The sequence below is a fragment of the Stenotrophomonas maltophilia genome, from assembly GCF_047782825.1.
In the GTDB taxonomy this organism is placed as follows: domain Bacteria; phylum Pseudomonadota; class Gammaproteobacteria; order Xanthomonadales; family Xanthomonadaceae; genus Stenotrophomonas.
In genome coordinates this window covers 4329705-4354953 of record NZ_CP180589.1, presented here as the reverse complement: position 1 = coordinate 4354953, position 25249 = coordinate 4329705, and the positions used below count along the sequence as shown (strand labels likewise).

At 66.6% G+C, this 25249-nt stretch carries 21 protein-coding genes; 4 read left to right on the top strand and 17 right to left on the bottom strand.

All coding sequences use genetic code 11. The features are described from left to right. Window positions 1-5: 5 nt before the first annotated feature. The 7 genes from ruvA to aspS all read right to left on the bottom strand — a co-directional run bounded on the left by ruvA (window position 6) and on the right by aspS (window position 5507). Window positions 6-599, bottom strand: coding sequence for a Holliday junction branch migration protein RuvA (gene ruvA / locus ACM2ZB_RS20010; RefSeq protein WP_025874676.1), 594 nt, complete (start codon window positions 597-599; stop codon window positions 6-8). 13 nt (window positions 600-612) lie between these two features. Next, the gene (gene ruvC, locus ACM2ZB_RS20005) at window positions 613-1134 is read right to left on the bottom strand and encodes a crossover junction endodeoxyribonuclease RuvC (protein ID WP_079222900.1); all 522 of its coding nucleotides are present in this window, start codon (window positions 1132-1134) and stop codon (window positions 613-615) included. Window positions 1135-1239: 105 nt separating this feature from the next. Then, window positions 1240-1971 (bottom strand): YebC/PmpR family DNA-binding transcriptional regulator, encoded by a 732-nt coding sequence (locus ACM2ZB_RS20000; RefSeq protein WP_416056723.1) that lies wholly within the window; start codon window positions 1969-1971, stop codon window positions 1240-1242. Window positions 1972-2146: 175 nt separating this feature from the next. Next, a complete protein-coding gene (locus ACM2ZB_RS19995) occupies window positions 2147-2779 on the bottom strand; it encodes an alpha/beta fold hydrolase (RefSeq protein ID WP_313441705.1) in 633 nt (210 codons plus the stop codon). 77 nt (window positions 2780-2856) lie between these two features. After that, a complete protein-coding gene (locus tag ACM2ZB_RS19990) occupies window positions 2857-3378 on the bottom strand; it encodes a GNAT family N-acetyltransferase (RefSeq protein ID WP_313441707.1) in 522 nt (173 codons plus the stop codon). A 31-nt stretch (window positions 3379-3409) separates the two neighbouring features. Continuing rightward, the gene (locus tag ACM2ZB_RS19985) at window positions 3410-3739 is read right to left on the bottom strand and encodes a DNA primase (RefSeq protein WP_313441709.1); all 330 of its coding nucleotides are present in this window, start codon (window positions 3737-3739) and stop codon (window positions 3410-3412) included. Window positions 3740-3755: 16 nt separating this feature from the next. After that, entirely contained in the window at window positions 3756-5507 is a 1752-nt protein-coding gene (gene aspS / locus ACM2ZB_RS19980; RefSeq protein WP_313441711.1) for an aspartate--tRNA ligase, read from the bottom strand. Between the two features lie 159 nt (window positions 5508-5666). Between aspS and ACM2ZB_RS19975 the strand changes: the two genes are divergently transcribed. Continuing rightward, on the top strand, window positions 5667-6410 hold the full coding sequence (locus tag ACM2ZB_RS19975) for a DUF3011 domain-containing protein (protein WP_416056722.1): 744 nt from the start codon (window positions 5667-5669) through the stop codon (window positions 6408-6410). Window positions 6411-6556: 146 nt separating this feature from the next. On the opposite strand, the gene ACM2ZB_RS19970 is transcribed toward ACM2ZB_RS19975, so the two are convergent. The 3 genes from ACM2ZB_RS19970 to blaL2 form a co-directional block, all read right to left on the bottom strand. After that, window positions 6557-7198 carry a hypothetical protein gene (locus tag ACM2ZB_RS19970; protein WP_416056721.1) on the bottom strand — a complete coding sequence of 214 codons (642 nt, stop codon included), beginning with the start codon at window positions 7196-7198 and terminating at the stop codon, window positions 6557-6559. A 64-nt stretch (window positions 7199-7262) separates the two neighbouring features. Continuing rightward, window positions 7263-8816 carry a hypothetical protein gene (locus tag ACM2ZB_RS19965; RefSeq protein WP_416056720.1) on the bottom strand — a complete coding sequence of 518 codons (1554 nt, stop codon included), beginning with the start codon at window positions 8814-8816 and terminating at the stop codon, window positions 7263-7265. 106 nt (window positions 8817-8922) lie between these two features. Beyond that, complete coding sequence (blaL2, locus tag ACM2ZB_RS19960; protein WP_416056719.1) at window positions 8923-9828, bottom strand: L2 family extended-spectrum class A beta-lactamase; 906 nt, start codon at window positions 9826-9828, stop codon at window positions 8923-8925. 174 nt (window positions 9829-10002) lie between these two features. Here blaL2 and ampR point away from each other — a divergent pair, with 174 nt between their 5' ends. Next, the gene (gene ampR, locus ACM2ZB_RS19955) at window positions 10003-10866 is read left to right on the top strand and encodes a LysR family transcriptional regulator AmpR (RefSeq protein ID WP_416056718.1); all 864 of its coding nucleotides are present in this window, start codon (window positions 10003-10005) and stop codon (window positions 10864-10866) included. 120 nt (window positions 10867-10986) lie between these two features. Here the strand turns inward: ampR and ACM2ZB_RS19950 are convergent, their stop codons facing one another. Beyond that, window positions 10987-12852: an ABC-F family ATP-binding cassette domain-containing protein gene (locus ACM2ZB_RS19950; protein WP_313441722.1), complete on the bottom strand. Its 1866-nt coding sequence runs from the start codon at window positions 12850-12852 to the stop codon at window positions 10987-10989. Between the two features lie 335 nt (window positions 12853-13187). Between ACM2ZB_RS19950 and ACM2ZB_RS19945 the strand changes: the two genes are divergently transcribed. Next, window positions 13188-15575, top strand: coding sequence for a TonB-dependent receptor plug domain-containing protein (locus ACM2ZB_RS19945; protein ID WP_416056717.1), 2388 nt, complete (start codon window positions 13188-13190; stop codon window positions 15573-15575). Between the two features lie 96 nt (window positions 15576-15671). Here ACM2ZB_RS19945 and ACM2ZB_RS19940 read toward each other — a convergent pair whose 3' ends face one another. The 3 genes from ACM2ZB_RS19940 to ACM2ZB_RS19930 form a co-directional block, all read right to left on the bottom strand. After that, entirely contained in the window at window positions 15672-16700 is a 1029-nt protein-coding gene (locus ACM2ZB_RS19940; RefSeq protein WP_416056716.1) for a hypothetical protein, read from the bottom strand. Between the two features lie 56 nt (window positions 16701-16756). After that, window positions 16757-17260 carry a hypothetical protein gene (locus tag ACM2ZB_RS19935; protein WP_416056715.1) on the bottom strand — a complete coding sequence of 168 codons (504 nt, stop codon included), beginning with the start codon at window positions 17258-17260 and terminating at the stop codon, window positions 16757-16759. 90 nt (window positions 17261-17350) lie between these two features. Further along, entirely contained in the window at window positions 17351-17866 is a 516-nt protein-coding gene (locus tag ACM2ZB_RS19930; RefSeq protein ID WP_416056714.1) for a hypothetical protein, read from the bottom strand. A gap of 505 nt (window positions 17867-18371) precedes the next feature. Between ACM2ZB_RS19930 and ybaL the strand changes: the two genes are divergently transcribed. Next, entirely contained in the window at window positions 18372-20069 is a 1698-nt protein-coding gene (gene ybaL, locus ACM2ZB_RS19925; protein ID WP_416056713.1) for a YbaL family putative K(+) efflux transporter, read from the top strand. Window positions 20070-20543: 474 nt separating this feature from the next. On the opposite strand, the gene ACM2ZB_RS19920 is transcribed toward ybaL, so the two are convergent. The 3 genes from ACM2ZB_RS19920 to clpB form a co-directional block, all read right to left on the bottom strand. Next, a complete protein-coding gene (locus ACM2ZB_RS19920; RefSeq protein WP_416056712.1) occupies window positions 20544-21830 on the bottom strand; it encodes an O-acetylhomoserine aminocarboxypropyltransferase/cysteine synthase family protein in 1287 nt (428 codons plus the stop codon). Window positions 21831-21921: 91 nt separating this feature from the next. Further along, complete coding sequence (locus ACM2ZB_RS19915; RefSeq protein WP_416056711.1) at window positions 21922-22485, bottom strand: hypothetical protein; 564 nt, start codon at window positions 22483-22485, stop codon at window positions 21922-21924. A gap of 114 nt (window positions 22486-22599) precedes the next feature. Further along, window positions 22600-25185, bottom strand: a complete 2586-nt coding sequence (clpB, locus tag ACM2ZB_RS19910) for an ATP-dependent chaperone ClpB (RefSeq protein ID WP_416056710.1) — start codon at window positions 25183-25185, stop codon at window positions 22600-22602. Window positions 25186-25249 lie beyond the last annotated feature (64 nt).

The following is a 25249-nucleotide window of genomic DNA, read 5'->3' as shown; positions in this document are numbered from 1 at the left end:
GCGCTTCAGCGCAGCGCCGACTGCAGGGCCTTGCGGATGACGGTGGCCACTTCGTCGCCTTCGTTGAAGGCTTCGCGGGCCATGCGCGCCGCTTCGGTGGGCTTGTACCCCAGCTGCTGCAGGGCCACGGTGGCGTCGGACAGCGGGTCGGCCGGGGCGGGGCCGCTGCCGGTGGGCAGCGCGCCGCCGGCACCGAACTGGGCGGCGCGGTCGCGCAGTTCCAGCACCATGCGCTCGGCGGTCTTCTTGCCGATGCCCGGGATACGGGTCAGCGCGGTGATGTCACCGGCCTGCACCATGCGCGCGAATTCCTCGACGGTGACCCCGGACAGCACGGCCAGCGCGATCTTCGCGCCGATGCCGCTGACCTTCTGCACATCGCGGAACAGGCGGCGTTCGCCCTCACGCAGGAAGCCGTACAGCGAGACGCTGTCCTCTTTCTGCGAATAGTGGGTGTACAGGGTGACCTCGCGGCCGAGTTCGGGCAGGTCGTAGAAGGTGCTCATCGGCGCCTCCAGCTCGTAGCCCACCCCGTTCACGTCCACCACCAGCCACGGCGGCGCCTTGTAGGCGACGATGCCGCGCAGTCGACCGATCATTGCGTGCAGCTCCTCATTTGCGGCCCCACGCCTGGCGGGCACTGAGCCCCAGGCGGTTGGCCGTTGCCCGTACGTGGGCATGGGTGATCGCCACCGCCAACGCGTCGGCCGCGTCGGCCTGCAGCTTGGTTTTCAGGTTGAGCATGAGCCCGACCATGTGTTGAACCTGTTGCTTTTCGGCGCCGCCGCGCCCGACCACGGCCAGCTTGATCTCGCTGGCGGCGTATTCGTGCACCGGCAGGTCGCGCAGCACCACGGCGGAAATCGCCGCGCCACGGGCCTGGCCCAGCTTCAATGCCGAATCGGGGTTGCGCGCCATGAAGACCTTTTCGATGGCCACTTCGTCCGGCTGGTATTCCCGGCACAGATCGGCCAGGCCCAGCACCAGCAGCTTCATGCGCTGGGGAAAATCGTCGGCGCCCAGCAGCACCAGCGGCTGGTGGTGCACGTGGCTGACCTTGCCGGCGGCGTCGACATCAATGATGCCGACCCCGGTCCGCTGGGAACCGGGGTCGATGCCGAGGATGCGGGTCATGCGGCACTCCTGGCCGGGTGGAACGGGAAACGCTGGCAGGCGTATGGGCTCATGACTGTCCGCGGTGACCGTTCAACGGCCCGCGCCCAGGCCGTCGAAGACGGCTCAGGCGTAGGCGTCGGCGCCGAGTTCGGCGTTGGAATACACGTCCTGCACGTCGTCCAGGTCTTCCAGCATGTCCAGCAGCTTCTTGACCTGCAGGGCGACGTCGCCTTCGACCTTGATGTCGTTGTCCGCGCGGAAGGTGATCTCGGCGTGGTCGGCGACATGGCCGGCCGCAGCCATTCCATCCTTGACCGCATTGAAGGCTTCCGGGCTGGTGACCACGTCGATCGCGCCGTCTTCCGGGTAGACCACGATGTCGTCGGCGCCGGCCTCGATGGCGGCCTCGGTGATCGCCTCTTCATCGGCACCGGCGGCGAAATGCAGCACGCCCAGGCGCTTGAACATGAAGGCGACCGAGCCTTCGGTGCCCATGTTGCCACCGCACTTGCTGAACGCGTGGCGGACATCGGCCACGGTACGCACGCGGTTGTCGGTCAGGCAGTCGACAATGACGGCCACGCCACCGGGGGCGTAGCCCTCGTAGCGGATTTCCTCGTAATCGACGCCTTCCAGTTCACCAGTGGCCTTCTTGATGGCGCGCTCGATCACGTCCTTGGACATGTTCACGCTCAGGCCCTTGTCCATGGCAACACGCAGGCGCGGGTTGTTGTTGGGGTCGCCTCCACCGCCGCGCGCGGCAACGCCGATCTCGCGGATGATCTTGGTGAAAATCTTGCCGCGCTTCGCGTCAGACGCGTTCTTGCGGTTTTCGATCGAGGGACCTCTTCCCATGGGTGTTACCGTCTGGCTGCTTCAGGATCAAGGCGCGGATTCTACCTGATCGGCGGCGGCAACCGTGTCTAGGGCGTATTGTTGCAGAGCCGGGCCAATGCTCGGCTCAAGGGGCCCGACGGGAATGCAGCCGAGCATGGGCTCGGCTCTACGGGGCGACCCCGCCCCCCTGTCCCTACGCCGCAGCGGCGTCGCGGCTGTGGTCGAACTGGCCGTGGCGCAGGAAATGCGCGGTCTGCCGCGCAGCATCGGGCGATACCACCAGGCCGCTGTGGCTGGTGCGCACCACACAGTGGTCGGCCAGGCCCGGAAGACGGGTCTCGGCCAGGGCCACGGTGCCGTCGGATACGTCATCCAGCGCGCCCAGCAGGCTGCCCAGGCCATGCGGCACCGAGCCGGCGATCAGGCCGACCTTCGCCCTGCCCTGCCAGTCCGGCAGGCCATCGAGCAGCAGGTCGCTGCTGCGCCCCAGGGCCAGGCCCCAGCCATGGTCGGACAGCGAACGGGCCGTGCCGCTGCCACGCAGCGGCGACCCCAGGCAGACCACCCGCTGCACATCCAGCTGCGGCTGGCGGCGCAGGGCCTCCAGCGCCAGCAGGCCGCCCAGGCTGTGGCCGACCAGCGACAGCGGGCCGGCGTCGGCCAGCCGCTCCAGCAGCTGCGGCACGGCCACGTCCGGTCCGCCGAACACGGAGGAATAGCCAAAGGCATGCACCTGGAAGCCGCGCGCGCGCAGGCGCCAGGCCAGCGGCCCAACCCAGGCACGGGCGTTCCAGATGCCATGCAGCAACAGTACGGGGGGAGTCATGCAACAGCCTGGCAGTGAGCGGGGCAGGAACGTGGGGGTAGTGAACACAAACCACCGGCAAGCGGCGGTGAAAGCATTCAGGGCGTGCGCGGGGCGCGGCGAAGGATGAATTCCAGGTCGTTGATATCGCCGACCGGGAACAGGTACTCGCCGGCCTTTTCGAAGCCGTAGCGGGCGTAGAAGCGCTGGGCGCCGAAATTTTCCGACCATACGCCCAGCCACAGCGTGCGCGGGCCATCGTGCTCCAGCCAGGCCAGGGCGGTTTCCAGCAGGCGGCTGCCCCAGCCACAGCTCTGCTGCGACTTGATCAGGTACAGGCGCTTGAGTTCACCATCGCCGGGCTGCACGTCCGGGTGCGGCAGGCCGCAGGGGCCGGCGGCGGCATGGCCGACCGCCTCCCCGTCCAGTTCCAGCAGCCACACCGCGTAATCGGGGTGGGCCAGGATCACCTGCTGGCGCTCGACCGTGTAGGCCTCCTCGAGGAAGGCCTGCAGGTCCTGCGGCGGATACAGGTGGCCGAAGGTTTCAGTGAACGTGCGTGCGGCCAGCGCCGACAGGGTCGGCGCGTCGTCCACGGTGGCGCGGCGGATCGAATACATGCAGGAAGTTGACGTCAGGGCGAAGCGCGGGTCAAGCCTTTCCAGGCGATTCCGATTCCACTTCTTCTTCCTCGTCCTCTTCCTCGTATTCCTCTTCGTCCTCGTCCTCTTCTTCCTCGCCTTCCTCGTCCTCGTCGTACTCTTCTTCCTCTTCGTCGTCCTCGTAATCCTCGACGCCGAAGTCTTCACCGTCCCAACGGCCTTCGCCATCGGCGACGAAGGTCAGGGCCATTGCGGCCGGATTGGTACCGACGCGGACCAGCCAACCACCGAACACACGTGCACGCTCGGTGACCAGGTTGGCCTCGGAGCCTTCATTGCCCAGCTTTTCCCACTCCAGCGAAAACGCAAACTCGGTCATTGCCTGGATCTCCTGATCAGTTGGTCTTGGGGCGAACCTGGATGTGCACTTCGGCCAGCTGCGTGTCGACGATCGGCGACGGCGCATCGGTCATCAGATCCTGCGCACCGGTGGTCTTCGGGAACGGGATGACGTCGCGGATGGACTCGGTGCCGGCCATCAGCGCGGCGATGCGGTCGATGCCGAAGGCGATGCCACCGTGCGGCGGCGCGCCGTAGTTCAGCGCGTCCAGCAGGAAGCCGAACTTGGCACGGGCCTCTTCGGCGCCGATGCCCAGCAGCTCGAACACCGCGCTCTGCATGTCCGGGCGGTGGATACGGATCGAACCGCCGCCGATCTCATTGCCGTTGAGCACCATGTCGTAGCCGCGCGACACGGCGGTACGGGCGTTGGCGCGCAGGTCGGCGATGTCATCCACGGCCGGTGCGGTGAAGGGGTGATGCAGGGCGACGTAACGCTGCTCTTCCTCATCCCACTCGAACATCGGGAAGTCGGTGACCCACAGCGGGGCCCAGCCCTGGGCGACCAGGCCGAAGTCCTTGCCAGCCTTCAGGCGCAGGGCGCCCATGAAGTCGGAGACCTTGTTGTAGCCGCCAGCGCCGAAGAACACGATGTCGCCATTGCCGGCGCCGACGTGGGCGACCAGGGCGGCGAAGGAGGCTTCGCTGAAGAACTTCTGGATGGGCGAGCTGACTTCGCCGTTGTCGGCGATCTTGATGTAGGCCAGGCCCTTGGCGCCGTACTTGGCGGCATGCGCGGCGTATTCGTCGATCTGCTTGCGCGACAGGGTGGCGCCGCCCGGGATGCGCAGCGCGGCCACGCGGCCTTCGGCGTCATTGGCCGGGCCGGTGAACACCGGGAATTCGCTGTCCTTGACCAGGTCGGCCACGTCCACCAGTTCCAGCGCGATGCGCAGGTCCGGCTTGTCCGAACCGTAGCGACGCATCGCTTCGGCCCAGGTCATGCGCGGGAAGCTGGCAGCCAGTTCCACGTCCACCACTTCCTTGAAGATGGCGCGGATCATCGACTCGACGAAGTCCTGCACGTCGCGCTCGCGCACGAAGGCGAATTCCATGTCCAGCTGGGTGAATTCCAGCTGGCGGTCGGCACGCAGGGCCTCGTCGCGGAAGCAGCGCGCGATCTGGTAGTAGCGGTCGAAGCCGGCCACCATCAGGATCTGCTTGAACAGCTGCGGGCTCTGCGGCAGGGCGTAGAACTCGCCCGGGTGCATGCGCGCCGGCACCAGGAAGTCGCGGGCGCCTTCCGGGGTGGCCTTGGTCAGGATCGGGGTTTCGATGTCCTGGAAGCCGCGCTCGTCCAGGTGGCGGCGCAGGGCCTGCACCAGCTTGATGCGGGTGCGCTGCATGCGCTGCATTTCCGGGCGGCGCAGGTCCAGGTAACGGTACTTCAGGCGGGTGTCTTCGCCCGGGTTCTCGTGCGCGTGGAACGGCAGCGGCGCGGCCTTGTTCAGCACGGTGATGGCGGTGGCGATCACTTCCACCTTGCCGGTGGCGATCTTGTCGTTCACCGCATGGCGGGCACGCACCACGCCTTCGACCTGCAGCACGTCCTCATAGCCCAGCGAGGCGGCCACGGCGAACACTTCGGCGTTGTCGACCTCGACGGTCACCTGCACGATGCCTTCATGATCGCGGAGATCGATGAAGCAGACGCCGCCCTGGTTACGGGCCACGTCGGTCCAGCCGGCGAGGGTGACAGTCTGGCCAATCAGGGTCTCGTCGACCAGGCCGCAGAAGTGGGTACGCATGGGGGGAAAGCTCCGCTGGAGAACGCCGGCACCCGACGGGGGCCGGAAAGCCCCGTATTCTGCGGCCGAGGCCCCGGCCGGGGCAAATGCGGACAGTCACACGGGCTTTATCCGTCCCGTCCTTATAGTCGCGCACCACACACCGTATGGGGATTTGCCATGAAACCGCTGTCCCTGGCCAGCCTGGCCATAACCCTGTCCCTGGGCGCCTTTGCCGGCCTCACCCTGCCCGTTGCCCCCGCCGCTGCGCAGAACGGGGTGATCCGCTGCGAAAGCCAGAACAACCGCGAACGCGTCTGCAACACCGGCTGGCGTGATGCCCGGCTGGTCCGCCAGCTGTCCGGTTCGGCCTGCGTGGAAGGCCGCACCTGGGGCACCCGCAACGGCAGCATCTGGGTCACCAGCGGCTGCCGCGCCGAATTCGTCGAGGGCCGCGGTGGTTGGGGCGGTGGCAACGGCGGCGGCTGGGGCGGTGGCAACACCGGCAACACCATCCGCTGCGAAAGCCAGGACAACCGCGAGCGCCGCTGCCCGACCAACTGGCGCGGGGCGACTCTGGTGCGGCAGATCTCCGGTTCGGCCTGTGTGGAAGGCCAGACCTGGGGCGTGCGCAACGGGTCGATCTGGGTGAACCGCGGCTGCCGCGGCGAATTCGCCGAATCGCGTGGCGGTTGGGGCGGCGGCAATGGGGGCGGCTGGGGCGGCGGCAACAGCAACTACAGCATCACCTGCAGCAGCAACAACAATCGCACCCAGAACTGCGACTGGGATGACCGCCAGGGCCGCCCGGTGCTGCAGCAGCAGCTGTCCGGCAGCGCCTGCCAGGAAGGCCGCAGCTGGGGCTATTCACGCGGCCGGGTGTGGGTCAGCAACGGCTGCCGGGCCCGGTTCGGTACGCGTTGAGGGGTAGCGCCGGGCCATGCCCGGCGAGCGCAACGGCGCAGGCAACCGCGGAGAAGCCACCGGGCATGGCCCGGCGCTACCCGGGTGGCTGAGGGAAGGGGTCAGAGCCCTTGCCGGTGGCAAGGGATCCGACCCCGTGCGCCCGCTCAGGGCGCCGGCGCCGCCTGGTCGCCCCACGGTGCCGGCGGCAGCGGCACCGGCTTGCTGAGGTCGAACTCCACACGGAAGCGACGCCCCTCCGGCCGGGTCAGTTCGTAGACGAAGGTCTGGTCGGGGTCGATTTCCATCGCCCAGGTGTTGTGGGTGGACGCCAGCATGTCGGCGCGGCGGAACATCGCCACCGAATCACCATCGGCCGGGAACTGCTGGCGCGCTGCGGTACCCGGTGGCTTGCTGTCACCGCCATACAGGGTGATCGCGTCGGGGCTGCCATCGGCGTGGCGATGGTCGTGCTTGAGCTTCAGACCGTTTTCGGTGCGGGTCAGCACCCAGGTCCGCGAGTGGTCATCACCGACATGGAACGGGATGCGCAGCTCATGCGCCGGGTCGGCGCAGCCGCGCACATGCATGACCAGGCGCTGGCCGGCGAAGGGATCCTTGCCGGTCGGTGCCGGCGTGTCTTCCACCACCCTGCCGGCATAGGCCTGGCCGCAGTGGGCGGCGATGGCCGCCATGAAAGCGTCGGCCGGTGCGGTCGCCAGATCGTGCGCGACCTTGTCGCTGGGCGGTGAGCACGCGGCGAGGCCGAGCAGGAGGGCGGAAGCGGAGACAACGGCATGCAGTTTCATGCCCCCAACCCTAACGGCCATGATCGGCCGGCGCAAACCGCGCCGGCCGACCGGGACAGGCCAGTCAGCGGTGCAGCCAGACCTGGCAGCCGGCGATGTCCTGCCTCTGCGCGCCCTGCGCGTAGCGCTGCACGATGGTGGCCTGCCACTGCGCTCGCTGCGGGGTGCTGCCCAGTGCGTTGGGGCATTGCACCAGGGCCGCCAACGGCAGACCGCCCAATGCGTCATCGTTGCCAGCCAGCGAGGCCAGCGTCGCATCCGATGCCCAGTCGGGAATCATCACCGCGCGGCGACCCGAGCGGTACGGCAGTTCCGAGGACCAGTCATCGCCGAAGCCCACCACCACGCCCTGCTCCGGCGTTCCCGCGCGGATGGCCTCGGCAATCTGCGAGATCGACGTCGGCTGGCGTGCTTCCTTCATGTCCTTCAGCGACTTCACCAGCCCGAACCCCACCGACAGCAGGCACAGGAAGATCGCCAGGGCGACACCACGGCCGGGTTTGCCAGCCGCTTCACCGCGCTGGATCACCACCCACATCACCAGGCCGACAATGGACGTGGCGAACACCAGCTGTGCGACCTGGTAGTACGGGTGCACCAGCTGCAGGTTGGTGAACACCAGCATCGGTGCCAGATAGGCCAGCAGCAGCACCACGACGGCCGCACGGATCCGCTGGATCGACAGCCCGGCCAGCAGGAAGATGAGGAACACCCAGTTGGAGCCGACCGGGCCGGAGAAGCGCTTCTTGAAGATGGCGCCCCAGGTTGCCGGGTCCAGGCGCTGCTGCAGGGTGCCGTAGTTGAACCCGGCCAGGCCCTCGGACGTCACCTGCGCACCCAGTGCCGACTGCGCCTTCAGGGCATCGGCATGCTGCAGCCACAGCACGATGGCCACCAGCGCGGCCAGCGCGGCCAGTGCGCCGCCCGCCAGCAGCTTCCAATGCGCCACCAGCCACTGCGGGCGCCAGCCGTGCTCACGCAGCGCCATCCAGACCACGGCCAGCACGGTGAAAACGGCAAAGCCAAAGAACGTGGTGATCTTGACCAGCGCCCCCAGCACCGCAGCGGCAATGGCCACCAGGCCCACCCAGGCGCGCGGCTGTGCATGCAGGCGTGCCATCGCCCAGACGAACAGCAGGCCGAAGAACACTGCGGTCGATTCGATCATCACCGAACGACCCCAGAACTGCGCCAGCGGCGAAACGGCGAAGGCACCGGCGATGCACAGCGCCAGGACGCGGTCCGGGCGCAGCACCAGGCTGATGCGATGGACCAGCCAGATGCTGCCCACATGGAACAGCGCGGACAGCAGGCGGGCGCTGTTGTCGGCACTCATGCCGGTGGCCTTGCCCAGCAGCGCCGCCAGCCCCTGGAACAGCGGGAATTCGAACGGAATCGACCACGGCGCGCCCAGCACCGGTGTCAGATAGGCCAGCAGCGGGCCACCGCGCATCAGCCAATCGACGGACAGCGCGGTCTGCGTCTGCCGGAAGCCCGAGGCATCGATGGGCGGCATCGACCAGCTGAAGGCCAGCATGAGCAGGATGGCCACGGCCGAATAGGCCAGCAGGATCCTGCCCGGCAGCAGGCCACGAGGAGAGGTCACATCCTGTTTCACGCGTTGCTCCTGTAAAGGCCGCACGCGCCGGAAGCAGCGCGGACGGGCGCGCAGTGTCCTGTCTGCGCGCAGGCAACGCAAGCCGCGCCGTGGTGCCGGCCGCGCGTCAGCCGATCATCGCATCGGCCAGCGCAGCGACCCGCGCCAGCACCGAAGCACGCTGATCCTCGTCCACCGAGGCGCCCTGCAGGTAAGCGGCAATCACCCAGGGCGCACCACCTGCACGCGGCCACAGCACGGCGATGTCGTTGCGGGTGTCCTCGCCGTTGCTGCCGGTCTTGTCACCCACCCGCCAACGCGCGCCCAGCCCTGCCCGCAGGCAGGCATCGCCGGTCTGGTTGTCGATCAGCCAATCGGCGAACTGCTGGCGCGATGCCGCCGTAAGGCCATCGCCCACCGCGAACCGGGCGAGGCTGGCGGCCATCGCGGCCGGGCTGGTGGTATCGCGCGGGTCGCCTGCAGCGAAGCGGTTCATGTCCGGCTCGTAGCGGTCGTTGCGGGTCACGCGGTCGCCGTGTTCGCGCAGGAAGGCGGTCAGTGCCGGCGGCCCGCCGCTCACCCCCAACAGCAGGTTGGCTGCGGTGTTGTCGCTGGTGGTCAGGGTGCCGCGGCACAGGTCGCGCACGCTCAGATCCTTGCCGACGTGGCGGCGCGCCACCGGTGCGTAGGACAGCAGATCCTTCTCGGCGATCGGCAGCCGGGTATCGAGCGATACGCGGCCGGCATCGGCCAGGCTGAGCACATGGGCCACCAGCATCGACTTGAAGGTGCTGCACATCGGGAAGCGCTCGTCCTGGCGGTGCCCACCGATGCGGCGGCCGCTGCCGGTCTCCAGCACGGTCACCCCCAGGCGGCCACCACTGGCTTTCTCCAGCGCGGCGAAATCGGCGGCGCTGGCAATCGCGGCAAGCGCACCGGGCGCGGGGCCAGCGGCCCGCGCCAACGCGGGCGCAAGCAGGGAGGAAGCAAGAGCGGCAGTGCTGAACTGCAGGAATCGACGGCGAGCGTACATGGGCGGGCTCCGGTGGATGTGCCCCGATTATTGGAAGCGCGCGGCGGCATCACCAATGGAAATTATCAGGGTCAGACATGCATATTTCTAATGCCTGTCGCATTCAACCCCAATTTTGGCGGGCACAACTGGCGACGCGGTAGGATCAGCCATCATCCTGCCTCACCCCTGCCGATGCTCCACCCTACCCTCTCGCTCAACGCGCTGCGCGCCTTCGAGGCCGCCGCCCGCCACCAGAACTTCACCCGCGCCGCGCTGGAACTGTGCGTCAGCCAGGCTGCGCTCAGCCACCAGATACGGGGGTTGGAAGACCGTCTGGGCATCCGCCTGTTCCATCGGCTGCCGCGCGGCGTTGCGCTGACCGACGAGGGCGCCGCGCTGTTCCCGGTACTGAATGAATCCTTCGAGCGCATTTCGGCCAGCATCGCGCGCTACACCGGTGGCCCGGCACGCGAAGTACTTACCTTGGGGGTGGTGGGCACCTTCGCCACCGGTTGGCTGCTGCCGCGGCTGGCCGCGTTCGAGAGCGCGCATCCGGATATCGAGCTGCGCCTGCAGACCCACAACAACCGCATCGACCTGGCCGGAGAAGGCCTGGACCTGGCGATCCGGTTCGGCGATGGCGACTGGCAGGGCCAGGCCTGCACGGCGATTCTGGATGCACCGTTCGCGCCGTTGTGCGCCCCGGCACTGGCCCGGCGCCTGAAGCAGCCGCGCGATCTGGGCACGGTGCCGCTGCTGCGCTCCTACCGAGGCGACGAGTGGCCGCGCTGGCTGCAGGCGGCCGGGGTCAGCGGCGTGGAAGCGCGCGGGCCGGTGTTCGATTCGTCGCTGACGGTGGCGATGGCCGCCGCCGGGGGTGCGGGCGTGGCCCTGCTGCCGCTGCGCATGTTCGAACAGGAACTGGCCGAAGGGCGCCTGCTGCAACCCTTCGCGACCACGCTGGAGCTGGGCCGCTACTGGCTGACGCGACTGCGCTCACGCGCCGAGCGCGAACCGGCCAGGCGCTTCCGCGAGTGGTTGCAGGCGCAGGGGTGATGACCCCGCCGGGCATAGCCCGGCGCTACCGTCATTGGCGGCAATGGTAGCGCCGGGCCATGCCCGGCGAACGCAGCCGATGGTAGAGCCGCCGGGCGTGGCCCGGCGCTACCAATGTGATCAGGACTCCAGCAATTCCATCCACGCGGCTTCGGCTTTTTCCAGCTGCGCGGCGGTGGTTTCGCGGTCGCGGCCGAGCACGGCCATGCGGGTGGCATCGGCGTAGTTGGCCGGGTCGGCCAGCTGGCGGTCCAGTTCGGCCAGGCTGTTTTCCAGCTCGGACACCTTGGATTCGGCCGCGGCCAGCTTGTGCGGGTTGGCCGGCTTCTTCTGCACCACCTGCGCCACCGGGGGGGTCTTGACCACCACTGGTTCTTCCACCTGTTCCATGCGCGCCTTGGTGCCCTGCGCCTGCGGGCGGGTGCGCAGCCAGGCCGCGTAGGCGTCCAGGTCGCCGTCGAAGGGTTCGACCACGCCGTCGGCCACGCGCCAGAAGGTGTCGCAGACCAGGCCGATCAGATGGCGGTCATGCGAGACCATCACGATCGCACCGTCGAAATCGGCCAGCGCTTCGGCCAGGGCTTCGCGCATTTCCAGATCAAGGTGGTTGGTCGGTTCGTCCAGCAGCAGCACGTTCGGCTGCTGCCAGGCGATCAGGGCCAGCGCCAGGCGCGCGCGCTCGCCACCGGAGAAGCCATCGACCGGCTCGAACGCGCGGTCACCGGGGAAATTCCACTTGCCGAGGAAATCGCGGAACGACTGGTTCGGCGCATCCGGAGCGATCTCGCGGAAGTGCTCCATCGGCGACTGCCCTTCGTGCAGAGACTCCACCGTGTGCTGGGCGAAGTAACCGATCTTCAGGTCCGGGTGCGCCGAGCGCTCGCCGGCAATCGGCATCAGCTCGCCCACCAGGGTCTTCACCAGGGTGGTCTTGCCCGCGCCGTTGGGGCCGAGCAGACCGATGCGCTGGCCAGCCTCAAGGCCGAAGCCGACGTTGTGCAGGATGACCGAATCGGCGCCGTAGCCGGCCTCGACGTGGTTCAGGCGGATCAGCGAGAACGGCAGCTTGGCTGGCGGTGCGAATTCGATGCGGAATTCGCGCTCGGCACGCACCGCTTCGGTACCGGCCAGCTTGGCCAGGCGCTTCATGCGGCTCTGTGCCTGCGCGGCCTTGCTGGCCTGCGCCTTGAAGCGGTCGATGAAGCTCTGCAGGTGGGCGCGCTCGGCCTGCTCCTTTTCGTGCGCGATCTGCTGCTGGCGCAGCTGTTCGGCGCGCTGGCGTTCGAAATCGGTGTAGCCGCCCGGGTAGAGCTTGGCGCCGCCACCGTGCAGGTGCAGAGTGTGGGTGGCCACGTTGTCCAGGAACTCGCGGTCATGCGAGATCAGCAGCAGGGTGCCCGGGTACTTCAGCAGCCACTGTTCCAGCCAGTACACCGCGTCCAGATCCAGGTGGTTGGTCGGTTCGTCCAGCAACAGCAGGTCGCTGGGCATCATCAGCGCGCGGGCCAGGTTCAGGCGCACGCGCCAGCCGCCGGAGAACGAGGACACCGCCCGGTGGTGGGTTTCGGCCGGGAAACCGAGGCCATGCAGCAGCTTGCCGGCGCGCGCTTCGGCGTCGTAGGCGTTCAGCTCGGCCATGCGCGTATGCGCTTCGGCCACGGCTTCCCAGTCCTCGCGGGCGGTGGCATCGGCCTCGGCGGCCAGCACGGCCGCCACCTCGGTATCGCCGCCCAGCACGAAGCTCAGCGCCGGGTCCGGCAGCGACGGGGTTTCCTGGGCGACGCTGGCGATGCGTACCTTGCCGGGCAGATCGACATCGCCCTTGTCCGCCTCCAGCTCGCCCTTCACCGCCGCGAACAGGCTGGACTTGCCAGCCCCGTTGCGGCCGACCACACCCACCCGGTAACCGGCGTGCAGGGTCAGGTCGACGTTGGACAACAGCAGCCGCTCGCCGCGGCGCAAGGCGAAATTACGAAGCGAAATCATGGGGGAAGGCGTCCATATAACCGAATGGAATGTGCTGGTGAGCACTGTTCCTGCGACGCAATTCTAGCGTTAACGAATACTTGACGCGCCCCGGGATGCAGCGCGGTCGCTCTTCCTCTCTCCCTCGTCGAGTCCGCGCGCCTCCCGGGTCCCTGCCCCGCCAGCGCCCGTCACAGCTAAATGATTGCTTCTGCAACGTTTTTTCACATGACGGGCATTTGACAGCTGCTTAAATTCCCGTTAATTGCTGCATTGCGCACCGCAACAACCGTCGTCCGCCTCACCCTCGTGATGTCGATTCCGGTGCCGCCCCCGCCAACCGGAGCCCCCTCCCGATGACCCGCAAGACCAGCCTGATCGCCGCCGCCGTCGCTGTCGCACTCGGTGGCTCCCCCTTCATCGCCGCCGCCCAGCAGGCCGGCAGCGCCGCCAATACCCTGGACACGGTGATCGTCACCGGTACCCGCGTGGCCGACCGTACGGTGGCCGAATCGCAGTCGCCCATCGACATCATCACCCCCGAAGTGCTGCAGTCCACCGGCACCAGCGAACTGGCCACGGCGCTGTCGCGTGCCCTGCCCTCGCTCAACTTCCCGCGCCCGGCCCTGACCGACGGCACCAGCGGCGTGCGCCCGGCGCAGCTGCGTGGCCTGTCACCGGACCAGGTGCTGGTGCTGGTCAACGGCAAGCGCCAGCACACCTCGGCGATGATCAACGTCAATGGCAGCATCGGCCGCGGTTCCTCGGCGGTGGACATCAACGCCATTCCGATTGCCGCCATCGAGCGCGTGGAAGTGCTGCGCGATGGCGCTTCGGCGCAGTACGGTTCGGATGCCATCGCCGGTGTGATCAACATCGTGCTCAAGGGCAGCGGCAGCGGTGGCAGCCTGGCCGTGGACTACGGCCAGTATTCGGCCGGTGACGGCAACAAGTACCAGCTGTCCGGCGATACCGGCGTCGAGTTCGGCAACGGCCGTGGCCGCGTGCACGTGGCCGGCCAGATCAGCCAGCAGGATGAAAGCAACCGCGCCGGCCCCTACCGTGGCACCACGCCCAACACCGTCAACTACCCGTCCGTGGGCGAAACCACCTTCGTCGTGGGCGACCCGCGGGTGGACGCCACCGCCGCCTCGGTCAACGCCAGCTTCGATTTCAGCGACCACGTGACCGGCTATGCCAGCGCGCTGCTCAGCAACCGCGACATCACCTCGTTCGCGTTCTACCGCTCGCGCAACCACAACGGGCAGACCGCGCTGCTGGCGCAGACCTATCCCGATGGCTTCGTACCAGAGATCAACCAGTACTCGAAGGACCGTTCGCTGGTGGCCGGCGTCAAGGGCAACACTGACAGCGGCTGGACCTGGGACCTGAGCCTGAACCACGGCGAGAACACCCTGGATTTCCACACCCGCAACAGCATCAACTACAGCCTGGGCGCAACCAGCCCGCGTTCGTTCTACGACGGCACGCTGAAGTACCAGCAGGACATCTTCAACGCCGACCTGACAAAGTCGCTGGACTGGGGCCTGGCCTACCCGGTCACCCTGTCCTTCGGCGGTGAATACCGCAAGGAAAAGTGGGACCAGAATCCGGGCGAGCTGAACTCCTACACCGGCTCCGGCGCGCAGGGCTTCGGCGGCTTCACCCCCACCAATGAAGTGCACGCCGACCGCCACAACTACGCGGTCTATGCCGGCCTGGAAGCCGATCTGACCGAGAAGTTCTCCGCTGGCATCACCGGCCGCTACGAGGACTATTCGGACTTCGGCGACCGCTTCTCCGGCAAGCTGTCGGCGCGCTACGCGTTCACCGACAAGGTCGCGCTGCGCGCAACCGCCTCCAGCGGTTTCCGCGCGCCGTCGCTGGCCCAGCAGGGCTACCAAGCGGTCACCAGCCAGTTCACCAACGGCGTGTTCGTCGAACGCGGCACCTTCCCCACCACCAGTGCGGCCGCACAGGCACTGGGCGCTTCGCCGCTGAAGGCCGAGACCTCCACGTCCTACAGCCTGGGCCTGGTGCTGCAGCCGGTCGACCGCCTGTACATCACCGTCGATGCCTACCAGATCGACATCGACGACCGCATCGCGCTGTCGTCCAGCATCACCACCAATGCTGCCAGCAGCGCGCTGCTGACCAGCCTGGGCCTGCCCCAGGTCACCGCGTTCTCGTACTTCACCAATGGCCTGGATACGCGCACCCGCGGCGTGGACTTCGTGTCCAGCTACACGGTGCCCTTCAGCGCCAGCAGCCTGGAACTGACCGCCGCCTACAGCTACAACGACACCAAGGTGCAGCGCGTGGGCGGCACCCCGGCCGTGTTCAGCACCCTGGGCCTGACCCAGTCGCTGATCGGCCGTGATGAGATCGGCCGCATCGAAGACAGCTACCCGCGCGACAAGACCGTGCTGAGCGGCACCTGGCGTTCGGACCACTGGGAACTGGGCCTGGCCGCCACCCGCTACGGCGAATTCACCGTGCGCAACTCGGCCACGGCGCTGCGTGACCAGACCTACGGCGACAAGTGGGTGCTGGACGCTTCGGTCAGCTACAAGCCAAGCAGCAACTGGACCCTCACCGTGGGCGCCGACAACCTGCTGGACGAGTACCCGGACCGCACCGAAGACCTGCAGAACTCGACCTTCGGCATGCTGCCCTACAGCAACTACTCACCGTTCGGCTTCAACGGCGCGTATGTCTACGGGCGCATCAAGTACAACTGGTAAACGGTAGTGCCGGCCGCTGGCCGGCATTTCTTTCCCGCATCATTCACACCCGCCGGAATGTTCCGGCGGGTGTTTTGTCATGTGCTACGGGCCAGATCAGCCGCACGGCTGGCAATTGGACGTCCGATGACCTTCTGCGATCACACGGACAGACTCGAGACAGTTGTCCAGACTGTCAAAATTCACGCTCACTTGAAGACCAGGCAGCGACCAGCTCGCGCTGCCGAATGTTCCTTCATCACGCCACCGACTGGCTCGTTGACCCATGCGCGCTTCGAGAATGGACGGCGGATCATCGAATTGAAGACCGAATGGCAGCGACCCAGCCCAGGCTCTTGAGTTTCCCAATCGATCGCGAACGAAACTGATACCCGTGCATACCGGCTGGCCACCGGGCGTGCCCCGTTTGCTGTCGAAGTAAAGGATGAAGCCATGCTCGTCGGCTCTATCGACGACCTCCCTGCTCGACTCCGCCATCAGACTCGCAAGACCAAGGTCCCGGAACACAGCCTGGAAATCAGCATCCTCGGTCGATCTGCCGAGAACAGCGAACACCTGTTCCGCTGAAGGGTACCCGCACGTTGCCGATGCGCGAGCCAATGGACGCATGGGGATTCCTAGGCTGATATCAAAGATCCCACGCGCTCCTGCCTGCTCGATGCATTCAGGCTGATACGTCAGACGGATGCGGTACTCGGGCAGCCACCAGGCGTCACGCCTGCCGGCGTGCAAGCTATCCCCAAAGCCCGCAGTGGCGAGCCTTTCGCGAGCTGTCGTCCTGTCGTCCTCCCATTGCAGGCCAAACGGCAGATCGCCTTCGTACCTGCGCATGACATCCGGAATGCCGGCTGTCACCGCAACGTTGGTGAAGATCAGCTCCCCGCTCCTGCCGTGCGAAGCAACGGATCGCCCGTTCCAGTAGTTGCGCTCACTGAAGGACAACAGCATGCCCTGCCCGCTCACACGCAGAACCGCTTCGTAAGGGCTCTTTGCAGGACGGGCCAGCTCCGGTCTGCGTCTGACGCCAAGCGATTGAAGCATTGCCGTGATGGCTGGGTCGGTGGCGCTTCTGCCAAACAGCGCGGTTATTGCCTGGACGTGCACCACGTTTATTGGATGATTCATGGAATACCATTGTCAATTCGGGCGAGACGCACAATTGCCGCGCTTAAGCTCGGCGATCAGTGCGGTCCACCGGAATGCCAACGGATACGCAGCGAATCGAATCTCCGGCACCGAGTGAAGTCAACCTTGAACTCCGCGCCGCCAATGCTCCATATATCCACATTGCCCGAAATTCCCGCCACAAAGGGATTTCCCGCATTCAGAGCCGCAAATCGCTCCCTCACACGGTGACGCGACATTGAGAAATCCAGCCCATGGGGCAACGGGCCAGAGTAGGCATGCTTGTTTTTCCCAGACGCCCAGAACACCGCCGTCTTGAGTACCCAAGGCCCATCGTCCACGTCGTGGTACGGGATATCAGCGAGCATACCTATGTCCTCGAAATTCAACTGCAGCGTGCCCTCCTCGTCCGTCCAGATCCGCCTTCCAGTCAATTTCAACGGATTGCGGCTGACGTCTGCCTCGTCGATCTCCAATTCCTGGAGTAACCTGGCTAGGGAAGCCGAGCTGGTGTCCTGACCTACCGCCTGGATCACTACATCAATGGTTGGGATGTTCATCTGATTACTCTCCGATGCGGCACGAGGGGAGCTCGCCCGCCGGAATGTTGATCCTGCATGCGGGGCCCGAGTGAGGAAGTGGTCGATGGCTTAGTGCTGGTGATCGCTCCGATCAATCGGCAAACCCACGGAAATGCAGCGAATCGAGTCTCCTGGACCGGAAAAATCCACCGCAAGCTCCAGACCGCTGACCCACCAGATATCCACTTCTCCAGAAAAGCCCATCTCGACAGCATCCCCTGCCCCCAAGACGGCGAGTCGCTCCCTGACATGTGGACGTAGCATGGAAAAGCTTAGGCCGTGGGGTAAAGATCCAGCATAGGCCCGCTTGTCTTTTCTGGCTCCCCAGAAGATTGCGTCGGTCAGAACCCACGGACCATCGTCCAGGTCGTGATACGGAACGTCCTTCAGCAGTCCAATGTCCTTGAATTCCAACTGGAGCGCCTCCTCGCTGTCGGTCCACAATCGCATTCCAGCCAAGTTGAACGGATAGCGGCAAAAGTCGGCCTCGCCTATCTCCAGTTCAAGTAGCAACCGTGACAGGAGCTCCGAGCTGGTGTCCTGACCTATCGCCTGGATCACTACATCCATGTTTGGAAGATTCATCGGATTGTTCGCCAATGCGGCTGAGGGGAGCAGGCCGCCGGGCTGATCAGCGGAGCGGGAAAATCAGTCCATGGTGACTTTTGTGGGTGGTACAGGAAACGTCGATAGAACTGCGGGCTCCCAATCTATCGGGCGCGCATCCGAGGACACCGGCCGGCTTCAGCCACCCACAGTTGGCGCGAATCCATTGGGGCGCAGGGACTTGCGATCACACACTTAGGTCTCGGAGCCGTCGTCCATCCTCCGCCCTTACGACACAGCGCTTGCGCGGTCCTGGCCCCCGGCGCAGCGGGACTGAGCGCTCCAGCCAGGTCCGATTCCGACATTCCGCGCTGGCGCCAGCCGCGGATCCACGCCCTCCCTCAGCAGTGACGTGGGACGGCGGATCGGGCTCAGAGCCCTTTCCCCGCGGGAAAAGGGATCTGACCCCGTTCGCATTTCCGGTTTGCCGTATCTGGCCGCATCGGTGAAAATCGGGGCATCCCCCCGATTTCTGCGAGTGCCGATGCACCATGACACCGACCTGATCAACATCGTGGCCGTTGGCCTGGGGCTCGCCTTCATCTTCGGCGCGCTGGCCAACAAGCTGCGCTTGTCTCCTCTGGTCGGGTACCTGGTGGCTGGCATCTGCGTTGGCCCGTTCACGCCCGGCTTCGTCGCCGACCAGGCGCTGGCCAACCAGCTGGCCGAACTGGGCGTGATGCTGCTGATGTTCGGCGTTGGCCTGCATTTCTCACTGAAAGACCTGATGGCGGTGAAGGCCATCGCCATCCCCGGTGCCATCGGCCAGATCGCCGTGGCCACCCTGCTGGGCTGGGCCGTCGCCTGGCTGATGGGCTGGCCCGCCCTGCACGGGGTCATCTTCGGTTTCTCGCTGGCCACGGCCAGTACCGTTGTGCTGCTGCGGGCGATGGAAGAGCGCCGCCTGCTGGAAACCCTGCGCGGCAAGATCGCGGTCGGCTGGCTGATCGTCGAGGACCTGGCCTGCGTGCTGGCGCTGGTGATGATGCCGGTGCTGGCCGGTGTGTTCGGGCCCGAGGCATCCAAGGAAACCCATACCCTGGGCAGCGTGCTGGCCGATATCGGCTGGACCTTCGTGCAGCTGGGCCTGTTCGTGGCGGTGATGCTGGTGGTCGGCCGCCGGGTGATTCCGTGGATCCTGGAGCGCATTGCCGGCACCGGTTCGCGCGAGCTGTTCACCCTGTCGGTGCTGGCCATCGCGCTGGGCGTGGCGTTCGGCTCGGCCATGCTGTTCGGCGTGTCCTTCGCGCTGGGCGCGTTCTTCGCCGGCATGCTGCTCAACGAATCCGAACTGAGCCACAAGGCCGCGACTGATTCGTTACCGCTGCGCGATGCGTTCGCGGTGCTGTTCTTCGTGTCGGTGGGCATGCTGTTCGACCCCAACATCATCGTGCAGCACCCGTGGCAGGTACTGGCCACGGTGGCGATCATCATGTTCGGCAAGTCTGCAGCGGCGTTCTTCATCGTGCGCGCCTTCGGCCACCCCACCAGCACGGCACTGACCATTTCCGCCAGCCTGGCACAGATCGGCGAATTCGCCTTCATCATCGCCGGCCTGGGCGTGGCCCTGCAGATCCTGCCCAAGGAAGGGCAGTCGCTGGTGCTGGCCGGCGCGCTGGTGTCGATCATGCTCAACCCGCTGGTGTTCGGCCTGCTGGACCGCTGGCAGGCCAAGCAGGAACAGTCGCCACAGGCGCCGGAGCCGGAAGAGGCCACCGGCCCGTCGCGTGACCTGCATGGCCACGCCATCGTGATTGGTTATGGCCGGGTGGGCAGCGAGCTGGCCCAGGTGCTGCGCGACCGTGGGGTGCCGGTGCTGGTGATCGACGACAACAAGGAACACGTCGAGCAGGCCCATGCCAAGGGCATCGCGGCGATCCGCGGCAGTGCCGCCGCCGACCGGGTGCTGGCCGAGGCCCATCCGGAGCGCGCGAAGATTGCGGTGCTGGCCATTCCACAGCCGCTGGAAGCCGGTGAGGCGCTGGCCAAGCTGCGAGCGATCAATCCGGACCTGACCCTGCTGGCGCGTGCGCACAGCGATGCCGAGGTGAAGCATCTGCTGGAACACGGTGCCGATGGCACGGTGATGGCCGAGCGTGAGCTGGCGTATTCGCTGGCGGAGATGATCATGTCGACGCCGCCGTACCGGGGGTTGGGGCAGCACAGCATTCCGGTGGTGTGAGGGGTGTGCGGGCGGCAGGGCTTGCAGCCCTGCACCTGCAGAATCAACGTCAACGTCAACGTCAACGTCAACGTCCAAAGCTGGCTGTCCGTGGGATGGCGGGGCGGTGTGGGCTTGCAGGACACGCCGTAAACCCATCCATGGGGGCTCGTAGGCGCCATCCATGGCGCCTGCGGTCCTGCAAGCCCACACCACCCCGCCTGCGACACATTGCTGCGATCTGTCGGAACAGCATCCTGCTCGGGTAGGTGTCGATCTTGGTCGACACAGTAGATCCACGCCATGCGTGGATGATGTCCGATGACGTTCATCCACGCATGGCGTGGATCTACTACAAAAAAATCCCCGGCGGGCCCGCACCCGCCGGGGATCTGCATTGCCAGGTTTGCCACGCCTTGGAGAGGCAGTTCCACCGTAGCGCATTGCGCCGGGCGTGGTGATCGCCTGTGGCGATGACGACCAAGCCGGTGGCTATCAGGCGGCTTGCAGGGCCTGTTCCAGGTCGGCGCGCAGGTCGCCGATGTGCTCGATGCCGATCGACAGGCGTACGGTGTCCTCGCTGACACCGGCACGCGCCAGTTCGGCGGCATTCAACTGGCGGTGCGTGGTCGAGGCCGGGTGGGTGGCCAGCGACTTTGCATCGCCCAGGTTCACCAGCCGGGTGAACAGCTTCAGTGCATCCAGGAAGCGTGCGCCGGCTTCGCGGCCGCCGGGCAGGCCGAAGGTCAGTACGCCGGAACCGTGGCCGCCCAGGTAGCGCTGCGCGGCAGGATGCTCGGGGTCGTCGGCCAGGCCGGCATAGCGCACCCACGCCACCTTGGCCTGCGACTGCAGGAACTGCGCCACTGCCAGCGCATTGGCGTTGATCCGCTCCATGCGCAGGGCCAGGGTTTCGATGCCCTGCAGGATCAGGAAGGCGTTGAACGGTGACAGCGCGGCGCCGGTATTGCGCAGCGGTACCACCCGCGCGCGGCCGATGTAGGCGGCCGGGCCCAGCGCTTCGGTGTAGACCACGCCGTGGTAGCTGGGGTCCGGTTCGTTCAGGCGTGCGAAGCGGGTGCGCTGCGCGGCCCAGTCGAAGCGGCCGGAATCGACGATGGCACCGCCCAGGCTGTTGCCGTGGCCGCCCAGGTATTTGGTCAGTGAGTGCACCACGATGTCGGCGCCGTGTTCGAACGGGCGCAGCAGGAACGGCGTGGCCACGGTGTTGTCCACAATCAGCGGCACGCCGGCGGCGTGGGCGACCTGGGCGATGGCGGCGATGTCGGTGACATTTCCGCGCGGGTTGCCGATGGATTCGACGAACACGGCCTTGGTGCGTTCGTCGATGAGCGCGGCAAAGGCCTCGGGGTCCGCCGGATCGGCGAAGCGCGCGGTGATGCCGTACTGCGGCAGGGTGTGCGCCAGCAGGTTGAGGCTGCCGCCATAGAGTGCGCTGGCGGCGACGATGTTGTCACCGGCCTCGGCGATGGTCTGGATCGCGTAGGTGATGGCCGCCTGCCCCGACGCCAGCGCGAGCGCGCCGATACCCCCTTCCAGCGCGGCCAGGCGCTGCTCCAGCACGTCAGTAGTGGGGTTCATGATGCGCGTGTAGATGTTGCCCGGCACCTTCAGGTCGAACAGGTCCGCACCGTGCTGGGTGTCGTCGAAGGCGTAGGCCACGGTCTGGTAGATCGGCACTGCCACCGCCCGGGTGGTCGGGTCGGGACGGTAGCCGCCATGCACGGCCAGGGTTTCCAGTTGCCACTGCGGGTCACTCATTGCACCAGGCTCCAGGCGGGAAACCGCCACCATAGGGCAGCGGTGAACCGTTGCTGAGAGCCGCTGGCGATGACGCCCGTACCGGCGGTTATCAGGGCGCGGGCGCGGCGCAGGCCGGCGCCTGGCCATTGCCGCACAACGCCACCCCGCGCAGCCAGCCTACCCAGGTGACGACATCGGCTTCAGTCGGTTCGGCGCGGAATGACTTCTGCACGGTATGGAAGCCCTGCAGGCCCTGGATGCCCTTGATCCAGGTGAATTCGGGCTTGCCGGTACCCGGGTTGCGCGGGCAGCCCAGCATCAGCACTGCGAACGGCCGGCCGTCCTCCTCGCCCTCGCCCACCCAGTGCGCCTGCGTGTCAGGGCAGGCGATGTACCAGCCGGCCTGGATGATGCCGAGGAACTCACGCGGTGTGGCGGCGGCGGAACCGGGGGCACTGTTGACGGTGACCATGTCGGTCCACCGCTCCACCGTCTGCCCCGCCGGCACGTATTCGACGATGCGGTTGCCCTGCGCGTCGGTGTCGTCATGGGCCTGCACGTAATCCGGCAGCGCTGGCAAGCGCAGCTGCTCGCCAGCGGGCGCGGCGGCATTGGCCACGGAGACACCGAGCGCGAGCAGGAGGCACAGCGGCAATGCGCGCGCAGGCATCATGCGGGAACCTTCCTTTTCCGGGCCGTGGCAGGCCATTGTGCCTGTACTCGTCGCACCGTGCGGCAAGGACGCCGGTGGCACGCCCCGCCCGCAGGCGGGGCGTGCCCAGTTACATCAGGCCTTGGCAAACACCAGGTGCCCGCCGTCGTTGCCGACCTCGATGGTGTCGCCGTTGACGAAGGCCCCCGAAAGGATCTTCTGCGCCAGCGGATTCTCCAGCTGCGCCTGGATCGCGCGCTTCAGCGGACGCGCGCCGTACACCGGATCGAAGCCCACGTTGCCGAGCAGGTCGAACGCTGCATCGGACACCACCAGCTTCAGCCCACGCTCGGCCAGGCGCTTCTCCAGCCCACGCATCTGGATGCGCGCGATTTGCTTGATCTGCTGCTTGTCCAGCGGGTGAAACACCACGATGTCATCCAGGCGGTTGATGAATTCCGGGCGGAAGTGCGCCTGCACCACGCCCATCACCGCCGCCTTCATCTGCGTGTAGGCCTCCGGGCTGTCATCGCTGCCCATGTCCTGGATCTGGTGCGAGCCCAGGTTGGAGGTCATCACGATGACGGTGTTGCGGAAGTCCACGGTGCGGCCCTGGCCATCGGTCAGGCGGCCATCATCCAGCACCTGCAGCAGGATGTTGAACACATCGGTGTGTGCCTTCTCCACCTCGTCCAGCAGGATGAGCGAGTACGGGCGGCGGCGCACGGCCTCGGTCAGGTAACCGCCTTCCTCGTAGCCCACGTAGCCCGGGGGCGCACCGATGAGACGCGCCACGCTGTGCTTTTCCATGAACTCGCTCATGTCGATGCGGATCATCGCGTCGGCACTGTCGAACAGGAATTCGGCCAGCGACTTGCACAGTTCGGTCTTGCCCACGCCGGTCGGGCCCAGGAACAGGAACGAACCACCGGGACGATTCGGGTCGGACAGGCCGGCACGCGAACGGCGCACCGCATCGGACACGACCTTGATCGCCTCTTCCTGGCCCACCACGCGGTTATGCAGTACGTCTTCCATGCGCAGCAGCTTGTCGCGCTCGCCTTCGAGCATCTTGTTGACCGGAATACCGGTCCAGCGCGATACGACCTCGGCAATCTCCTCGTCGGTCACCCGGTCCTGCACCAGCTTGAAGTCCTTGTGCTCGGCTTCCTGGGCGGCGGCCAACTGCTTTTCCAGCTGCGGCAGCAGGCCGTACTGGATCTCGCTCATGCGGGCGAAATCCTGGCGGCGCTGCGCGGCTTCCAGATCGAGCTTCGCCTGCTCGACCTGCTCCTTGATCTTCGTGGCACCCTGCAGCGCAGCCTTCTCCGACTTCCAGATTTCATTGAGGTCGGAGAACTCGCGCTCCAGGCCGTCGATGTCATTTTCCAGGTCGGCCAGGCGCTGCCGCGAGGCATCGTCCTTTTCCTTCTTCAGCATCTCGCGCTGGATCTTCAGCTGGATCACCCGGCGTTCCAGGCGGTCCAGCTCCTCCGGCTTGGAGTCGATCTCCATGCGCAGGCGCGAGGCGGCCTCGTCCATCAGGTCGATGGCCTTGTCCGGCAACTGGCGGTCGGTGATGTAGCGGTTGGACAGCGTGGCCGCGGCCACGATGGCCGGGTCGGTGATCTCCACGCCATGGTGCACGGCGTACTTTTCCTTCAGGCCACGCAGGATGGCGATGGTGTCCTCCACCGACGGCTCACCCACGAACACCTTCTGGAAGCGGCGCTCCAGCGCAGCGTCCTTCTCGATGTACTTGCGGTACTCATCCAGCGTGGTGGCGCCCACGCAGTGCAGTTCGCCACGGGCCAGCGCCGGCTTGAGCATGTTGCCCGCATCCATCGCGCCATCGGCCTTGCCGGCACCGACCATGGTGTGCAGCTCGTCGATGAACAGGATGATCTGCCCTTCGCTCTTGGCCAGGTCGTTGAGCACGCCCTTCAGGCGTTCCTCGAACTGACCGCGGAACTTGGCACCGGCAATCAGCGCGCCCATGTCCAGCGACAGCACGCGCTTGCCGCGCAGGCCTTCGGGCACTTCGTCGTTGATGATGCGCTGGGCCAGGCCTTCGACAATGGCGGTCTTGCCCACGCCGGGTTCGCCGATCAGCACCGGGTTGTTCTTGGTGCGGCGCTGCAGGACCTGGATGGTGCGACGGATTTCCTCATCGCGGCCGATCACCGGATCGAGCTTGCCGCTCTCGGCGCGCGCAGTCAGGTCGATGGTGTACTTCTCCAGCGCCTGCCGCTGTTCTTCGGCGTTTTCCGACTGCACGTTCTCGCCGCCACGCAGCTTGTCGATGGCGGTCTGCAGGCGCGCCTTGTCGGCGCCGGCGGCGCGCAGCGCCATGCCCAGCGTGCCGCTGTCTTCCAGTGCGGCCAGCACGAACCACTCGCTGGCGATGAAGGCATCGCCGTTCTGCTGGGCCAGCTTGTCGGTGTGGTTGAGCAGGCGCCCGAGGTCATTGCCCATCGAAACGTTGCCGGCCTGGCCGGACACCTTCGGCAGTGCATCCAGCGCCTCGGTCAGGCGCTCGCGCAGCACCGGGACGTTCACGCCGGCCTGGGCCAGCAGCGGGCGCGTGCTGCCGCCCTGCTGGTCCAGCAGCGCGCTGAACAGGTGAACCGGTTCGATGATGCTGTTGTCGCGGCCCACGGCCAGCGACTGCGCGTCCGCCAGCGCCTGCTGGAAACGCGAGGTGAGCTTGTCCATCCGCATTGCGAATCCTCATCGGTCATCAGTGCCGGCCCGCGCCGGCGATGCAGGGAAGATGCGGTTGCCC